We start from the raw sequence: 15,692 nt of genomic DNA, 5'->3' as shown, positions 1-15,692 counted from the left end.
ATATGATTGGAACTGTAGTTGAAAACATAAAGTTAAACGATAAATATTATTATATGATAATAAATAATAAAGATTTTGTTGAAAATGCTAAAGTGGGGCAGTTTTTGATGGTACAGTCGAAAGAATATGACTATATTAATGATCCCATATTGAGAAGGCCTTTTGGAGTATGTGATGTAGATTACGATTCAGGGGATTTTAGTATTCTATATATGATTGTTGGTAAAGGAACAATGCTACTTTCTACATTCAAAAAAGGTTCGAAAATTGAGTTTTCTTCACCTCTGGGTAATAGCTTTACAATTCAAAATAAAAAAAATGTTGCACTTGTGGGTGGTGGAATAGGTATTGCTCCGTTATATTTTCTTGCCAAGAGATTAAAAAATAATAACTGCAAAATAACCCTTTATTTTGGTGGGCAATCAGAAACCGACATTATTTTTCTTGATAAATTTGAAAAGTTTGTGGATGAAATTGTTGTAACCACCAATGATGGATCCAAAGGGTTGAAAGGTCTTGTCACAGAGCCATTTATAAAAAATATTGATTATTACGATTATGTATATAGTTGTGGACCCAAAAAAATGTTAGAGGCAGTATCAAAGATATGTATAAACTCAGGTAAGGCTGTGGAAGTATCTCTTGATGAAAGAATGGCATGTGGTCTTGGTGCCTGCCTTGGATGTATTGTATATGTAAGGGATAATGATGGGAATGAGATCCAAAAAAGATGTTGCGTGGAAGGACCAATATTTGATGGTTCAAAAGTAATTTGGGAATCAGTTTGTAGAGGTTGATATGATTGAAAGTTTAAAGATAAATTTGTGTGGAGTGGAATTTAAAAATCCAATCATTACAGCAAGTGGTACATTTGGTTATGGTCTTGAATACGCCAACCATATCGATTTGAACAAGTTGGGTGGAATATCTGTAAAAGGGATATCTCTAAAAGAGGTCAAAGGTAATCCTATGCCGAGGATTATGGAAACTTCGGCAGGTATGTTGAATGCTATTGGTCTTCAAAATGTTGGTGTTGAGAGGTTTATTAAAGAAAAATTACCTGCATTAAGAAAGTATGATACAAAAATAATTGTAAATTTCTGGGGCAAGACGCTCGAGGAGTATATCGAAGTGGCCAGGGTATTGGATGGGGAAGATGTTGATATGCTTGAGATGAACATCTCATGCCCCAATATAAAAGAGGGGGGTATAGCTTTTGGTACTGATCCTAAAATGACATATGAAGTAGTTTATAATTGCAAAAAAGTGATGAAAAATAAACCACTTATAGTAAAACTGTCACCAAATGTTACAAACATAAAGGTATTCGGTAAAGTTGCGGAAGAGGCCGGGGCAGATGCCATCTCCGCCATCAATACATTACTCGGCATGGCAATCAATATTAACACAAGAAAGCCATTTTTATCTAATATAACAGGAGGTTTGAGTGGCCCTGCCATAAAACCTGTAGCCATCAGAATGGTTTATGAGTTGTACAAAACTATAAAGATACCTATAGTAGGAATAGGTGGTATAATGAATTATAGAGATGTGATAGAGTTTTATTTAGCTGGTGCATCTGCAGTGCAGGTTGGTACGGCAAATTTTGTTGATCCTGAGATACCTATAAAAATAATTGATGAACTGGATAATTACTTAAAATGTAACAATATAAGAAATATATCAGAATTGACTGGAAAGGTTGAGATTTAAACAATGGCATAATATATTTTTTAGTAAATTAAAAAATAAATCTGACAGCAATTAATTTTTTATATGAAGAACTCTACAAGAAACGCCTACCATTTTAAGGGATAAAAACTCAAAGAATCTCATTGTTATTTTAAATTAGAGATTATTTGTTTTCTATAAAATAAACGTCCGATAAGATATATTATGTTAAGTTGAGTAGATTTATTTCTTATATGAATTGTGAAAATCCGGAATATCACTGGTATTTTCAGAGATCCTTTGTTATGGGTAGGATGAGATGACAAATTTATAAAATATCATTTTTATTTATAACTCAATGAAAAATGTTAGATTATAGCTTAAATGCCAGTAGATAAATATAATTGATTAAGAATTTCAGGATATTATTGCTATTTAACAATAACTTCAACTCTTCTATTTTTAGGTTCTGGTGTTTCATCAGGGGTTTGTATCAGGGGGTTATCTTCCCCTAATGAAGACAATTCAATTTCCATACCTGTCTCCACACCTTGAGATGTTAATATGTTTTTCACCGATTCAGCTCTTTTTAAACCAAGCATATAATTTGCTTCTTTTTCACCAACACTATCTGTGTGACCAATAATTTCTAACTCAGGATTTTCTCTGTTTTTTATTTCATTTATTATTTCTTTTATCATATTACTACTTTCTTCAGTTAGCTTATCACTTCCAGTTTCAAAATATAGTATAAATGTTTTAGGTCTTTGCGCTTCTGCTTTTAATAAATTACCAAAACGTTTTTCAAATTCCTTTTCATCAATTTTTATTGGATCAGCAATCTTATTATCTTTTATTTCAATTAAATATTTTTCTTTATCGATCAATTTTTCTGTTGTCTCATTTTTTACGATAACTTTTCCAATTTTACCATCATCATCTGCCAATAGACAAATTTTATCAGATTTATTTTCTTTTATAGATCCTAATGTAATAACAATAGCTGTGCTAATTGCAAATAATGTAAGAGGTGTCATTTATTCACCTCCACAACAAATTTAGTACCCTTTACACCGATGATAGCTGAGGGTGTTTTGATATTTACTTTATTTGAAGCTATCTTTGGTATTTTGCCAGAGTTGAAAAGTATTTTTCCAGTTTTTACTTCCCCTTTAAGTTCATAATTTGATTTTATGGGATTATAATCATAGGCTACTATAATATAAGTAGTATTTTCATCCAGAGTTATCATTGTATTATCTTTGAATAATATACTGCAATCTGAATTTTTACTTGTAACTATCTCATCTTTAACCTGTAATTTTGTCCCCAATTTAGCAGAAATATTTGTCCCATTTCTTAAAATGGAGACAGTACCTTTTAAAGATTTTATTTTACCAATTGATTCTGTTTCAGCAAAAAGGTTATTCAATGTAAGCAAGAAACCAATAATTATTAAAAATAACCTCATAACTAAACTCCTTTCAAAATCGGGGCGACTGGATTTGAACCAGCGACCACACCCACCCCAAGGGTGTACGCTACCAGGCTGCGCCACGCCCCGATATTTAAATATATAAAACAATTTTCAGAAATTATCAACATAAAAATGGTTACGGAGGCAGGTATATCTTCACTACTGCCTCCATGATTTATTTATCTGATTTTTTCGATTACAATCCTGTATTTATCGAATGTTTTTAATTCGTATTTATTTAAATTTTTTATTGCATTTGCCAGATATATCGATTTTTCAGGATATTCAACCAATACTTTGTCAACACCCTTATCAGTTACATTAAGCACCCAACTAATGTATTGTAAGTCATTTTTCAGCTCTAACAAATTATTCAAGTTTGTATTGCCAGCAAGTACCACTTCGATAGTTTTCTTATTTTGTCCCTTTATCTTTTCTACTACTGTTGAGATTAATTCATTAGAAACATTGGATGCAAGGTTTTCGAGCATGTTGTGAGTTGCATCTTCAGGTGTGGGGCCCTGCCCTCTTCCTGATACATACCCACTTGCTACGATGACTTTTTTACCATCCTTATCACCTATCAACCTATATGTTAACCGTCCGGTAACTACGTTAAAAGGTAAGGAAACTCCGTATCCAATATTTTTCCCCTGGTGTGCAGAAAGAGTTGTATCCACTTTACCAATTAATATAGCCCCGGATAAAAACTGATATGCAATATTTCTAAAAGCACCGAAATTGCTGGTTTTGAGTGCATTTTCTACCTCTGTAAGTGAGTATTTAGTTCCTAAAGATGCTACATCCACCACATCAAGACCCTGTAATGATAGTTCATTGATAACTTTTTCTGAAAGGGCTGTCGTTTCGTCAATATTTTTGTCTGGAAAGATTACAGGGATGTAAACGGCCACAGAAGTATTTTTAGCAAAAATACTTACTGCTTTTGCAGCTTCTGATGGGGACACATCAGCGGAAATTTTAACCCAATATACATCACCATCTTTTCCTTCATCAATTATTTTATACTTATCTACTACACCTTTAACCTCATTTTTTATCGCCTCATCCACAAGCTGAGAGTTTTGGATTACTGTTTCTACTTTCACCTGTACCCCAGCAGCTGCTTCCAATGCAGCCCATTTGGCTCTTGCAATAGCCTGAAATTTAGCTGAAGCAACATCTCCATTTACAATGTTGCCTTCCCCTGTGGCGGTAACTGTTTTGCTATGAACTAAGAATATAGGTAATAGCAAAAATAGTATAACAACTAATATTTTTTTCATTACACACCCCTTTTAGATGTTAAAAAGAGGGGGATAACCCCCCCTAAATATTTAGAACAATTTTTTAAAAGTACTTTGTCCTTCGAGTGGTGCTCTTTTTACAAGGGTTCCTATTTTAATTCTTTTTACATTTTCAGGTTTACCTTCTATTTTAACCCAAGCAGCATTTTCATCAACCTGATTTGAAACAACCATTTCCACATCTATTTTTGATTTTTGGCAGCTTGTTTTTTTAGTCATAAAGTCTGAAATTTCCATAAATTCGTATGCTTCCACTTTTTGGCCTGGTTGAATCCCATCGTTTTTACCAAGACTGATAAGAGCTATTTGCTTACCACCTCTTAGTTGGTTAACATAAGCTTTACTACCGAAAAGTTCGGAAAATTCTGGCTTTATATCATCAACAGATTCTCCAAAAGCTTTTTTAGCAGCGTTAACAATTAATTCAGGATTGAATGCAGGTTGTTCACCGGCTAGTTCTCTACCTTTAACCTTTTTACTGAGTATTAATTGACCTGTAGATGCGTCAATAAGCTGTACTGTCATCTCCGTATTGACATTCCAACCTACTGTAGTAGCATCTACAGCAGCTTTTGTTAAACTCAATGCCAGATTTACCCATGCATTGCCAGTGTTAGTATCTGTTTTGGTACGCTGAACATAGTGAGCTTTAATTAGATCAACTGTACCGGTTATAATATAATCTACACCAGAGATTTTACCAAATTTGACAACAGTATTTGGATCTGCCATATTCATCTGAAAACCTTGCTCCGCAAGTACCTTTCCTACCTGCTGTCTGGTGAATACCTGCACTCCACCTATATGCATAATTGCATCTTCCACCGCAGATTGGGCATACTGTCCTAAATTTGGGGCTATTTCACGATAAAATGTGTTTATATCTGCTGAATATTTATGATCCCTCTGTGATACTCCAGCATATCCTACCCCAGCGGCACCTGGTCCAACGACGACACCAGCAACTGCAGCAGATTTTGTAGTGGTTTGAGATTGTCCCTGTATTTGAGTATTTACCGCTTTCATATCCCCAAATCCGGTGTTGTTGGCAAAATCAACCACTGCCACCTTATACTTTTTCCCCTGATACTGAGGTTGACAAACTGTTGGGATCTGCACCTGCTCTTGATCAGCAGGTGTGATTTGTAGTGCACCTGGATCTACCTTTGGTGGTTGAGCACATGCAAAAAGAAAAAATACTGTGAATACTACAAGATACTTCAAACATTTCATAAATCCCTCCTTTTTTTATTGTCACATATTCTTTGTAATAGGATTATAACAGGAGAAAAATAAAGTTCAATAAAATTTTTAAATTTTCTTATTTTTTTCATCACTATTTTTTTAAAAATGCCATTACTTTTTTTAAGTCTTCCCATGCTGGTTTTTTCATGGACTGGTTTCTTAGTAAATAAGATGGATGAAAGGTGGGCATAACTTTTATACCGTTGTAATCCTGAAATTCTCCTCTAATTGTGCTGATTTTTTTATCTGTATTAAGAAGATATTTTGTGGCTGTGCTACCAAGAGTAATAATTACTTTTGGATTTACAATTTCTATCTGTTTTTTAATATACCCAATGCAGGCAAATGCCTCATCATCAAAAGGTGCCCTATTGTTTGGTGGACGACATTTTACTATATTGGCAATGTATACATCTTCTCTTTTGTAACCCATTGCTTCGATCATTTTTGTAAGAAGCTGCCCTGCCCTACCCACGAAAGGTCTTCCCTGCTTGTCTTCATCTTCCCCTGGACCTTCCCCAATAAACATAATTTCTGCGTCCAGATTTCCTTCTCCTGGTACTACGTTTGATCTTGTTTTTCCTAAAATGCATTTATAACAGGATGATACTTCTTCGATTACCTTTTGCATCTGCTCGAGCTTAGAACTGTTTTGAAGATTCAATGAAGAATGCAGTATCGATTTGTCAATAATTTCATACTTGACTCTATGATCACAATAAAAATAGTTTATACCTAATATATCCTTGTAAAAATTCTCTTTCTTGATCATCTTATTATTAAGTCAGAAATTATTTTTATTATTTTATCCGCTACTTTCTTTTTATCCATCTTATCGATTTTTATTTTATCTCCAGAATTGAAATATATATTGACTTCATTATCATTAGAATCAAAACCTATATCTTTTCTTGAGATATCATTTGCAACTATAAGATCAAGTTTCTTTTCTTTCATTTTATTAATTGCATTTTTCTCGACATTGTGAGATTCCGCAGCAAATCCTACGAAAATCTGATTATCTCTTTTAAATTTGGATGCTTCTTTTAGTATATCTTTATTTTTTACAAGTTTTAATGTAAGATTTTCAGAACTTTTCTTGATCTTTTCTTCACTATAGTTTTCTACTTTATAATCTGCTACAGCCGCTGCCATAATCAATATGTCAATATCATTTATTCTATTCATTACTTCCCAATACATTTCATCTGCAGATGAAACTTCTTTTTTATGAACAAAAGTTTTAAGAAGTGTAGGTCCAGAGATCAAGGTAACGTCAGCTCCATTTTCAAAAGCTGATTCTGCTATTGCAAAACCCATTTTACCACTTGATCTATTTGAAATAAACCTTACGGGGTCTATGTGTTCAATTGTGGGGCCAGCGGTAACGAGTACCCTTTTACCCTTTAACATGTCAGATTTTTTCAAAAATTGTTTACAGTACAGATAGATATCCTCTGGCTCCACCATTTTCCCTACCCCTTCGTCCTTACATGCTAAGATACCCGTGATAGGCTCTATAATATGAAAGCCATTTTCCTTTAATACTTCCAGATTTCTCTGAAATATTTTATTTTTATACATTTTACTATTCATAGCTGGAGCCACTACTATAGGCTTAGCACTGTCGTAAGCTAATATTGATGAGGTTAGTAGATTGTCAGCTATGCCATTTGCCATTTTACCAATTGTATTTGCAGAAGCTGGTGCAATGATAAAAATATCAGCCCATTCAGAAAGACTTATATGTTTGATATTTTCCGGCTCGATGTATATTTCAAAATCATCTGTATATACTCTATTACCGGTTAGTGATTCGAAAGTAAGTGGTGAGATGAATTTGGCAGCATTTTCCGTCATGATTACTTTTACATTGTGACCGTTAAGCAAAAAGTGTCTACAGAGCTGGGGGATTTTATAGGCCGCAATCCCTCCAGTGATACCAATAAGTATATTACTCATTTACTAAAACAGGCTTAATTTTTCTCTCAACAATTTCTACCAGAGCTATGGTTGTGGGTTTTTGATATTTATTGTCCTGCTGTGGAAGAGTATTTTCTTTCATATTAATTAGTTCTCTTGCCCTCTGGCTTGCCATTAAAACAAGCCTGAATCTACTTTTTACAAACTCATTTTTAATCCCTTTTTCAATATCCACAATAGCCATTTATTCCTCCATGTTAAAAATATCTTCTATCTTTTCTATATCTGAAGTCCTTAAATGTTCTGTGACATAAATGCTTTCAAGTTCTTTGTAAGAACTTGAAATATCTCTATTTACTATTATATAATCATAATCTTTGTAGTATGCAACCTCTTTTTTTGCGTTCATAAGTCTAATATTTATTTTTTCCTCCGATTCTGTTCTTCTATTATATAGACGATCTCTAAGATCTTTAATAGATGGAGCAATGATAAAAATATAGATCCCCATGTTGATCTTTGATTTCAACTGTCTTGCCCCCTGTGGATCGATGTCAAGTATGATATTTTTACCTTCTTTTAGATTCTCTTCTATGAATCTTCTTGATGTGCCATACAAGTTCCCATGCACTTCCGCCCACTCAATAAATTCATTATTATCAATCATCTCTTTGAATTTTTCAACAGTAATAAAAAAATAGTCTTTTCCATCTATCTCATCAAATCTGGGGGGTCTCGTTGTATAAGATACAGAATAAATAAGATCATCATATGCCTGTAATAATTTATTACATAAAGTAGTTTTACCAGCACCGCTTGGGGCACTTACAACAAAAAGCTTACCTTTTTTAAACATTTCAACTCCAGTAAAAATTATACTATATTCTGCACCTGCTCCCTTAGCTTGTCAACGATGTTTTTTCCTTCCACTACCATATTAATTATTTCTGTACTGCTACTTTTACTACCAATTGTATTAAACTCCCGGTATAACTCCTGACACATAAAATCTAATTTTTTACCAACGGGATACTCATTTTCAATGATCTTTTTAAAATGTAAAATATGTGATTTAATTCTTGTAACCTCTTCTTCTATATCTCCCCTCTCTGCATACATGGCTGCTTCCTGATATACCCTATTTTTATCAGGTTCATCCTTTAATAAAAGCTCAATTTTATTTTTTATCTTTTCAAACAAATCTTCTAAGATACGATCTTTTTTTTCTTCAATTGTATATATTATATAGTTTAGAGTATCGAGTTTTTGTAAAATATCTTTTTTAAGCATTTCACCTTCGAAACTTCTCATTTCATCAAGCTTATTAATAGCTTGTTCCACAGAAGATAATATATACTTTGAGATCTCCTCCTCAAGCTCATCATCTTCATAGAAGTTTAATACATCGTTAAAATGTAGTAGATGCTCTAATTTAATTGAATCATCGATATTATGTACTGATCTTATAGAGTGTAACATTTTTATTATTTCTGCAAGCAGCTCATTGTTAATTCTTGGTATTTTTGGTGTTTTATTGTATATAATATCTACGTTTAAGTCTATTTTCCCTCTATCAAGCTTATCTTTTAATAAATTTATGATCTTTATTTCTAGATGGTTGAATAGCTTTGGAAGTTTTATTTTGCTATCCATATATTTGCTATTTAGTGTTTTTATTTCTACCTTAATCATACATGGATCAAAATTTTCAACAACTTTTGCATATCCGGTCATACTTTTAATCATATGTTTTCCTGTAATATTATTATTGTTTTTTCAAATTTATTTTTATATAATATAATAAATAAAAAAGGAGGTCAATATGTTTCCAGTGTTTCTGTTTTTTCTCGTTTTAATTATTATAACACTTGCAAATATTTTTAAAATTTTAAAAGAGTATGAAAGGGGTGTCATCTTTAGACTTGGAAGGTATGTAGATGTAAGGGGGCCTGGACTAACACTCCTTATCCCCTATATTGAAAAAATGGTAAAGGTAAATCTTAGAACAGTGGTAATGGACGTTCCACCACAGGATGTTATTACAAAGGATAATATATCAATAAAAGTGAATGCGGTGGTGTATTTTAGAGTGATTAACCCTTCAAAAGCGGTGCTGGAAGTGGAAGACTATTACTATGCCACCAGTCAAATATCACAGACTACTCTTCGGAGCGTTGCAGGTCAGTTTGAGCTTGATGAAATACTGTCCCATAGGGATAAAATAAATCAGGAGCTTCAAAGTGTGATTGACAAACAGACCGATCCGTGGGGAATAAAAGTTAGTTCTGTAGAGATAAAACATATCGATTTACCTATTGAGATGCAGAGGGCGATGGCAAGGCAAGCCGAAGCAGAAAGGGAAAGAAGAGCTAAGATCATACATGCTGATGGTGAATTACAGTCTTCCGAAAAGCTTTCTCAGGCAAGTAAAATTATGGCAGAAAATCCACTTACAATTCAATTGAGATATTTACAGACATTAACGGAGATTGCTTCAGAAAAAAATTCAACAATAGTTTTCCCTCTTCCTATTGAATTACTCAGAGCTTTTGGGTTGAAAGTAGAAAGAGAGCAATAATATAATAGTTTGATGTTTTAGAAATATTATGGGGGGGATTCCCTCCCCCTTTTTTTTAATTTATTTTTTCCACCGCAATATCAACATTTTTGTTTTTTAAAATAAACTTAAGAATTAAAAAATATAAAACCAATATCCCCAGTGAACTGAAAGCTATAAAAATATCTTTGATTCCTAAATATTGTAGAATGGTAGCTAAGAATACGAGTATTACAGTGGGTATTAGATATGATATTACTGCTGATTTTTTTACGTTTGAGTTATCGATAGACACTTTTACAGTGTCACCTTCTTTAAGGTCTAAGTTGGTGTTTACTGTAAATATCTTTTCAGCTTTTTCGCCTGCCATACTGCAGGATGCGTGACACGATGCACAGGCAGAAAGCTGCTGCACAAGAATATCAACCTTTCCTCCACCATAAACTTTTATAACTTTACCAATATTTTCAAAGCGTTCTGACATATATTTTTTCTCCTAAGAAGTTATCTATGGCAAATCTGCTATTATACACTTTAAATACCAATGTAGGTTTTTTTTGCAATAAAATCAACTCTGTTCCGGGTAATATACCCATAGAACTTATTTTATTTAGTGCATCTTTATCTACAATTTCTATAGATTCTACTATGTATATATTATTTATCTTTCCATCTGTCAATCTCATTAGAATCCTCCCAAGATAAGTATATAATTTAAAACAATTCCAACCAAAAAAGCAAAAGGTACTATAAAAAGAAAAATTAGAATAGCATTTTTCGAACCTCTTTCCTTTATCATAACTGAGAATTGAGCAACACAAGGAACAAATAATGTAAGTATTACCACAGATACCACAGTTTGAACCGGTGTCATTGAATTTTGAAGATCGTAAAGTCCAGCTGCCCCAAAATCTCTTCTAAAAAAACCATACAGAAATATCTCCCCCATCTTTTCTGGCAAACCAGCCCATCTGGCGGGATAAGATAAGATAAAGGTGAGCAGATCAAAAATTTTAGTTATCTTACCAACCCAAATCAATACACTTATATATATAAATATTGGGATAACTTCAAGGGCATACCATTTTAGTCTTGAAAATGTTTTAATCAAAACATTTCCTAATATTGGCATTCTTAATGGTGGTATCTCCATAAAAAATGTTGCTGGTTTACCTTTTAAATATCTGTTTAATATTAACCCGGACAGTAAAAATATTATAACAATGGTGATAAACCATACCAATAAGTATTTAAAATTACCACCAAGTAGCCCTAAAATAACACCCAGTTGCGCTGCACAAGGTATGGTGAGGGCTAATAGAAATGTCACGATATATCTTTCCCTTACAGTTTCGAGTGTTCGGGTCACCACTGTAGCCATCGTCCCACAGCCAAGTCCAAGGACCATTGGAATTACCGATCTACCAGACAAACCTATCTTTTTTAAAAAATTGTCTAAGACCATTGATAGTCTTACAAGATAACCAGAATCTTCGAGAATTGAAAACATGAGAAAAAATGAGAAAACAACAGGAAGAACTATTGCAAAAGCATAACGAATTCCGAGTGTAATTACGCCGTATTCTCCTGCAAAGAGATCAAAAAATATGGTTTTCCCTAATAAAGAATCGAAAAATCTATTAACATATGGATTTATTATTCCTTCGAAAATGTCACCTTCTATAAAATCCACAAGTACTCCAGCCCCTACCCCACCTACAAATTTATAAAATCCGAAATACAATATTATAATGACACCTATTAATCCCCCAATTGGATGCATCGTGAAGTTATCTATTAAACTTTTGATAAAACCATCTTTGTCACCTGTTTTTATTATGACATTCTCTTCAACAATATTCATTGCATTTTCATGTAAAATTTTTGCATATTCAAGTCTGAAATTATTTTGTTTCTCATTCATTAGGATATCCTGAATTTGATTGAAATTCTTTTCATTCCGTATCATGTCCAGGCTATCTTCATCCCCTTGTAGTAATAATGCAGCTATTGTTCTGTTTGAAATTTTATGCTGATTAAACAATAGATTACAGATATTATCTATCTTTTTAGAGAGTTCTTCTGTATAATCAATTGAGATTCTTTGATAATTGTATCTCTTTTCACAAACACTAACTATTCTTGAAACCAGGTTTTCTATTCCAATCCCTTTTGTGGCAACTGTTGCAACCACAGGTATCCCAAGGTCATGTTCTAAATGGGGTAGATTTATTTCAAGCCCTCTATGCTTAAGTTCGTCAAACATATTCAATACCAATATTACTGGTAAACCAGCTTCTATCAATTGAAGTGTCAGCGGTAGCATTCTCTGGATATTCTTGGCATCAATAACATGTAGGACGACGTCCGGTGTTTCTTCTAAAAGCAATTTTTTAGTAACTTTTTCTTCCTCAGTTATCGTCATAAGATTGTAAAAACCAGGGGTATCGATAAACTCTATCTCGTGATGTTCTCCGATTTTCGTTCTACCTCTGGTGATATCCACCGTTGTGCCGGGATAATTTGATACAGACACATATTTACCAGAAAGCCTATAAAAAAGTGCACTTTTACCCACATTTGGATTACCAATAAGCAATACTTTAAAATGTCTAAGTCCAGTCATACCGTTCCTCTATGATTTTTATTTCCATTATATTATTAACAATTGGTGTGTTTGTCAAGAAAAAAAGTTAAAGAGATTTAACTTATGTCAAAAAAATAAAGGCGGGTTGCCCCGCCAATTATTAGATATTTTGTTTGATTGAAGCATCCACAACTGCATAAGCAGCAAGATAGACTATTTCGTGTACGTCACTACCCCTCTGGAGAACGTGTACAGAGTGTTTGAATCCCTGAAGAATAGGTCCTATAGCAGTTCCACTACCAACTCTGTAGAGTAATTTATAAGCTATGTTACCTGATTCAAGGTTAGGGAAGATTAATACATTTGCATCACCTTTTATTTCAGAAAATGGGAATGCCTCTTCAGCGATAGGTGCATAGGTGGCAGTGTCTGCCTGCATATCGCCATCTATTATGATATCAGGTCTTTTAGCTTTAACCAATTTGATTGCATCCTGAATTACTTTTACCCTTTCACATTTTACACTACCAAAGTTTGTAAAGTTTAACATAGCAATCTTTGGCTTTATGTCAAATTTTTCAACAGTGTCGGCGGATTGGAGGGCTATCTGTGCAAGCTGTTCAGCTGTTGGATCAAGATTTACAGTGGTATCAGCACACAGCAATAATCTGTCTTTGAATATCATGAAATAGGAACCAGAAACAGTTTTATAATCTTTTTCAAAAGGGATTGTTTCAAGTAGAGGTCTTACAGAATTACCGTAATCTCTGGAATATCCAGTTACGAGACAATCTGCTTCTCCATTTAAAATCATCATGGCACCATAGTAGTTCGTAATTTTTGTTAATAGTCTGTAAGCTTCTACTTCGGTTACCCCTTTTCTCTGTCTCATTTTGAATAGTTGTTGGGCATATTTATCAAGATTTGGAGATGATTGAGGACAGACAATCTCAATACCTTCAATATTTAAATTTGCTTTTTCGGCTATTTTTAAAATAGTATCTTTATCCCCAAGTAAAATAGGTGTTCCAAAGCCTTCTTCGATTACTTTTACAGCAGCTTTGATAATCTTTTCATACTCACCTTCCGGGAAAACAATCTTTTTAGGAGTAAATCTTGCTCTTTGTATAATATGTCTTGTGAATTCTCTTGCTACAGATAATCTTGCTTCAAGCTGATCTTTATATTTTTCCCAATTAGTAATAATTACCCTTGCTACTCCGCTATCTATGGCAGCTTTAGCTACTGCGGGAGCAACTGTGGTAAGAGCTCTCGGGTCAAAAGGTTTTGGTATAAGATATTCTCTGCCAAATTGAAGTTTTTTTACTCCGTAGGCTCTACATACAGATTCTGGGACATCCTGTTTTGCAAGATTGGCAAGTGCATACACTGCAGCAAGCTTCATCTCCTCATTTATCTGGGTGGCTCTAACATCAAGAGCCCCTCTAAAAATAAAGGGGAAACCCAGAACATTATTCACTTGATTTGGATAATCTGATCTACCTGTGGCAACTATCGCATCACCCCTTACCTCATAAACCTCTTCAGGTGTGATTTCAGGATCAGGGTTTGCCATGGCCATTATTATGGGATCTCTCGCCATAAGTTTTACCATGTTTTTAGTGACCGCACCTTTCACAGATAATCCTATGAATACATCAGCCCCATCCATAGCCTCTTCTAGAGTTCGCTTGTCCGTTTCAACAGCAAAGGCTTCTTTGTATTTATTCATCCCCTCTACTCTACCTTTGTAGATCACACCTTTTGTATCACAAAGAATAATATTCTCTCTTTTTACGCCAGCTTTTATGATTAAGTTTCCAGTTGCTATCGCAGAGGCACCTGCACCATTTATTACCACTTTTACTTGATCTATTTTTTTATTGACGATTTCTAATGCATTAATCAGAGCAGCAGTTGCAATAATGGCTGTACCGTGCTGGTCATCGTGAAAGACAGGAATTTTTAGCCTTTTTTTCAATTCCTCTTCTATATAGAAACAATCAGGGGCTTTAATATCCTCAAGATTAATTCCACCAAATGTTGGTTCCAGAAGCTCACAGGCTTTTATAATGTCATCAGGGTTTTTTGAGTTTAATTCTATATCAAAAACGTCCACATCGGCAAATCTTTTGAAAAGAACTCCCTTCCCTTCCATTACAGGTTTTCCAGCAAGAGCGCCAATATCACCAAGACCCAAAACAGCTGTGCCATTTGAGACAACAGCCACAAGATTACCTTTTGCGGTATATTCGTAAGCTAGCTCTGGGTTTTGTTCTATCTCAAGACACGGATGAGCTACGCCAGGAGAATAAGCTAACGATAAGTCTTTTTGGGTTAAGGTTGGTTTGGTGGGTATCACTTCAATTTTCCCTTTTCTTCCTGAAGAGTGATAAAGCAATGCTTCTTCTTTTGTTACTTTCTGTTTTACTCCCATTTTTTACCTCCTGATTTTTATGATATATAATTGCATAAAGTTAACAAAATGTAAAGAGAAAAATAAATTTAAATTAAATTTTATATCCCTATATTTGTAAATTAATTCAAGTCGTTAATTATATAAAAAAAATCTATATTAATTTTGAATTCTGCGTTCTATATGCAAAATATTTTCTATTGTATTTTGATAGTAAAATAGATAAAAGTAAATGTAATATAAAATATCTATTAAATAAAATTCTTATAATACTGAATTAATATTTTTAATCTCTGACTATATTAACAAATCTATTGGATTTATAGATATATCTTTAAAGCACGATAGTAATAAAATCAATAATAAAAACAAAAATTTTATTCTAAGTAATATAAAAATATCTAAATACTAATAATAAAAAATGATAGAATTCTTATTTGTTAAATTTATATAAACAGACTGATTATATTAAGTTAAAAATAGATTAAATTTTGCCCATTCATTATTTT

The 15,692-nt window shown here is 33.3% G+C and carries 16 protein-coding genes and 1 tRNA gene; 3 read left to right on the top strand and 14 right to left on the bottom strand.

Annotated elements, in window-relative coordinates; translation table 11 throughout:
* The first annotated feature begins 2 nt into the window (after positions 1–2).
* Entirely contained in the window at positions 3–797 is a 795-nt protein-coding gene (locus tag ACP5Q2_RS03180) for a dihydroorotate dehydrogenase electron transfer subunit (RefSeq protein ID WP_428097147.1), read from the top strand.
* 1 nt (position 798) lies between these two features.
* Positions 799–1,713 carry a dihydroorotate dehydrogenase gene (locus ACP5Q2_RS03175; protein ID WP_424605623.1) on the top strand — a complete coding sequence of 305 codons (915 nt, stop codon included), beginning with the start codon at positions 799–801 and terminating at the stop codon, positions 1,711–1,713.
* Between the two features lie 389 nt (positions 1,714–2,102).
* On the opposite strand, the gene ACP5Q2_RS03170 is transcribed toward ACP5Q2_RS03175, so the two are convergent.
* The 10 genes from ACP5Q2_RS03170 to ACP5Q2_RS03125 all read right to left on the bottom strand — a co-directional run bounded on the left by ACP5Q2_RS03170 (position 2,103) and on the right by ACP5Q2_RS03125 (position 9,369).
* On the bottom strand, positions 2,103–2,708 hold the full coding sequence (locus tag ACP5Q2_RS03170) for an OmpA family protein (protein ID WP_424605624.1): 606 nt from the start codon (positions 2,706–2,708) through the stop codon (positions 2,103–2,105).
* Positions 2,705–3,142, bottom strand: coding sequence for a FecR family protein (locus ACP5Q2_RS03165; protein WP_424605625.1), 438 nt, complete (start codon positions 3,140–3,142; stop codon positions 2,705–2,707). Before ACP5Q2_RS03165 ends, ACP5Q2_RS03170 begins: the two co-directional genes overlap by 4 nt.
* Positions 3,143–3,161: 19 nt before the next feature.
* Positions 3,162–3,235 (bottom strand) — tRNA-Pro (locus tag ACP5Q2_RS03160).
* Positions 3,236–3,327: 92 nt separating this feature from the next.
* Entirely contained in the window at positions 3,328–4,434 is a 1,107-nt protein-coding gene (locus ACP5Q2_RS03155) for a flagellar assembly protein T N-terminal domain-containing protein (RefSeq protein ID WP_428097143.1), read from the bottom strand.
* Positions 4,435–4,485: 51 nt separating this feature from the next.
* Positions 4,486–5,688: a CsgG/HfaB family protein gene (locus ACP5Q2_RS03150; RefSeq protein ID WP_428097140.1), complete on the bottom strand. Its 1,203-nt coding sequence runs from the start codon at positions 5,686–5,688 to the stop codon at positions 4,486–4,488.
* A 103-nt stretch (positions 5,689–5,791) separates the two neighbouring features.
* Positions 5,792–6,472, bottom strand: coding sequence for a uracil-DNA glycosylase (locus tag ACP5Q2_RS03145; RefSeq protein ID WP_424605628.1), 681 nt, complete (start codon positions 6,470–6,472; stop codon positions 5,792–5,794).
* Positions 6,469–7,662, bottom strand: a complete 1,194-nt coding sequence (gene coaBC / locus ACP5Q2_RS03140; protein WP_428097137.1) for a bifunctional phosphopantothenoylcysteine decarboxylase/phosphopantothenate--cysteine ligase CoaBC — start codon at positions 7,660–7,662, stop codon at positions 6,469–6,471. The genes ACP5Q2_RS03145 and coaBC overlap by 4 nt, the downstream gene beginning before the upstream one ends.
* The gene (gene rpoZ / locus ACP5Q2_RS03135; protein WP_424605630.1) at positions 7,655–7,867 is read right to left on the bottom strand and encodes a DNA-directed RNA polymerase subunit omega; all 213 of its coding nucleotides are present in this window, start codon (positions 7,865–7,867) and stop codon (positions 7,655–7,657) included. The genes coaBC and rpoZ overlap by 8 nt, the downstream gene beginning before the upstream one ends.
* Positions 7,868–8,479, bottom strand: a complete 612-nt coding sequence (gene gmk, locus ACP5Q2_RS03130; protein WP_428097134.1) for a guanylate kinase — start codon at positions 8,477–8,479, stop codon at positions 7,868–7,870.
* 17 nt (positions 8,480–8,496) lie between these two features.
* Complete coding sequence (locus ACP5Q2_RS03125; protein ID WP_428097131.1) at positions 8,497–9,369, bottom strand: YicC/YloC family endoribonuclease; 873 nt, start codon at positions 9,367–9,369, stop codon at positions 8,497–8,499.
* Positions 9,370–9,445: 76 nt separating this feature from the next.
* Between ACP5Q2_RS03125 and ACP5Q2_RS03120 the strand changes: the two genes are divergently transcribed.
* Positions 9,446–10,201, top strand: a complete 756-nt coding sequence (locus ACP5Q2_RS03120) for a slipin family protein (protein WP_424605633.1) — start codon at positions 9,446–9,448, stop codon at positions 10,199–10,201.
* 55 nt (positions 10,202–10,256) lie between these two features.
* On the opposite strand, the gene ACP5Q2_RS03115 is transcribed toward ACP5Q2_RS03120, so the two are convergent.
* The 4 genes from ACP5Q2_RS03115 to ACP5Q2_RS03100 all read right to left on the bottom strand — a co-directional run bounded on the left by ACP5Q2_RS03115 (position 10,257) and on the right by ACP5Q2_RS03100 (position 15,204).
* Positions 10,257–10,664: a SoxR reducing system RseC family protein gene (locus ACP5Q2_RS03115; RefSeq protein ID WP_428097128.1), complete on the bottom strand. Its 408-nt coding sequence runs from the start codon at positions 10,662–10,664 to the stop codon at positions 10,257–10,259.
* Positions 10,648–10,866 (bottom strand): FeoA family protein, encoded by a 219-nt coding sequence (locus tag ACP5Q2_RS03110; RefSeq protein WP_428097125.1) that lies wholly within the window; start codon positions 10,864–10,866, stop codon positions 10,648–10,650. The genes ACP5Q2_RS03115 and ACP5Q2_RS03110 overlap by 17 nt, the downstream gene beginning before the upstream one ends.
* Positions 10,866–12,806 carry a ferrous iron transport protein B gene (gene feoB / locus ACP5Q2_RS03105; RefSeq protein WP_428097121.1) on the bottom strand — a complete coding sequence of 647 codons (1,941 nt, stop codon included), beginning with the start codon at positions 12,804–12,806 and terminating at the stop codon, positions 10,866–10,868. Before feoB ends, ACP5Q2_RS03110 begins: the two co-directional genes overlap by 1 nt.
* A gap of 121 nt (positions 12,807–12,927) precedes the next feature.
* Positions 12,928–15,204: an NADP-dependent malic enzyme gene (locus ACP5Q2_RS03100; protein WP_428097118.1), complete on the bottom strand. Its 2,277-nt coding sequence runs from the start codon at positions 15,202–15,204 to the stop codon at positions 12,928–12,930.
* Between the last annotated feature and the right edge of the window lie 488 nt (positions 15,205–15,692).

The sequence above is a fragment of the Calditerrivibrio sp. genome (assembly GCF_049968475.1).
Lineage (GTDB): Bacteria > Chrysiogenota > Deferribacteres > Deferribacterales > Calditerrivibrionaceae > Calditerrivibrio > Calditerrivibrio nitroreducens_A.
The sequence above is the reverse complement of the archived record's forward strand: the minus strand, read 5'-3'. Positions and strand labels throughout refer to the sequence as shown.

Bases quoted from the DNA above. Each gene is read 5' to 3' on its own strand.
- ACP5Q2_RS03180 (WP_428097147.1), top strand. From the start codon at position 3: ATGATTGGAACTGTAGTTGAAAACATAAAGTTAAACGATAAATATTAT.
- ACP5Q2_RS03175 (WP_424605623.1), top strand. From the start codon at position 799: ATGATTGAAAGTTTAAAGATAAATTTGTGTGGAGTGGAATTTAAAAAT.
- ACP5Q2_RS03170 (WP_424605624.1), bottom strand. From the start codon at position 2,708: ATGACACCTCTTACATTATTTGCAATTAGCACAGCTATTGTTATTACA.
- ACP5Q2_RS03165 (WP_424605625.1), bottom strand. From the start codon at position 3,142: ATGAGGTTATTTTTAATAATTATTGGTTTCTTGCTTACATTGAATAAC.
- ACP5Q2_RS03155 (WP_428097143.1), bottom strand. From the start codon at position 4,434: ATGAAAAAAATATTAGTTGTTATACTATTTTTGCTATTACCTATATTC.
- ACP5Q2_RS03150 (WP_428097140.1), bottom strand. From the start codon at position 5,688: ATGAAATGTTTGAAGTATCTTGTAGTATTCACAGTATTTTTTCTTTTT.
- ACP5Q2_RS03145 (WP_424605628.1), bottom strand. From the start codon at position 6,472: ATGATCAAGAAAGAGAATTTTTACAAGGATATATTAGGTATAAACTAT.
- coaBC (WP_428097137.1), bottom strand. From the start codon at position 7,662: ATGAGTAATATACTTATTGGTATCACTGGAGGGATTGCGGCCTATAAA.
- rpoZ (WP_424605630.1), bottom strand. From the start codon at position 7,867: ATGGCTATTGTGGATATTGAAAAAGGGATTAAAAATGAGTTTGTAAAA.
- gmk (WP_428097134.1), bottom strand. From the start codon at position 8,479: ATGTTTAAAAAAGGTAAGCTTTTTGTTGTAAGTGCCCCAAGCGGTGCT.
- ACP5Q2_RS03125 (WP_428097131.1), bottom strand. From the start codon at position 9,369: ATGATTAAAAGTATGACCGGATATGCAAAAGTTGTTGAAAATTTTGAT.
- ACP5Q2_RS03120 (WP_424605633.1), top strand. From the start codon at position 9,446: ATGTTTCCAGTGTTTCTGTTTTTTCTCGTTTTAATTATTATAACACTT.
- ACP5Q2_RS03115 (WP_428097128.1), bottom strand. From the start codon at position 10,664: ATGTCAGAACGCTTTGAAAATATTGGTAAAGTTATAAAAGTTTATGGT.
- ACP5Q2_RS03110 (WP_428097125.1), bottom strand. From the start codon at position 10,866: ATGAGATTGACAGATGGAAAGATAAATAATATATACATAGTAGAATCT.
- feoB (WP_428097121.1), bottom strand. From the start codon at position 12,806: ATGACTGGACTTAGACATTTTAAAGTATTGCTTATTGGTAATCCAAAT.
- ACP5Q2_RS03100 (WP_428097118.1), bottom strand. From the start codon at position 15,204: ATGGGAGTAAAACAGAAAGTAACAAAAGAAGAAGCATTGCTTTATCAC.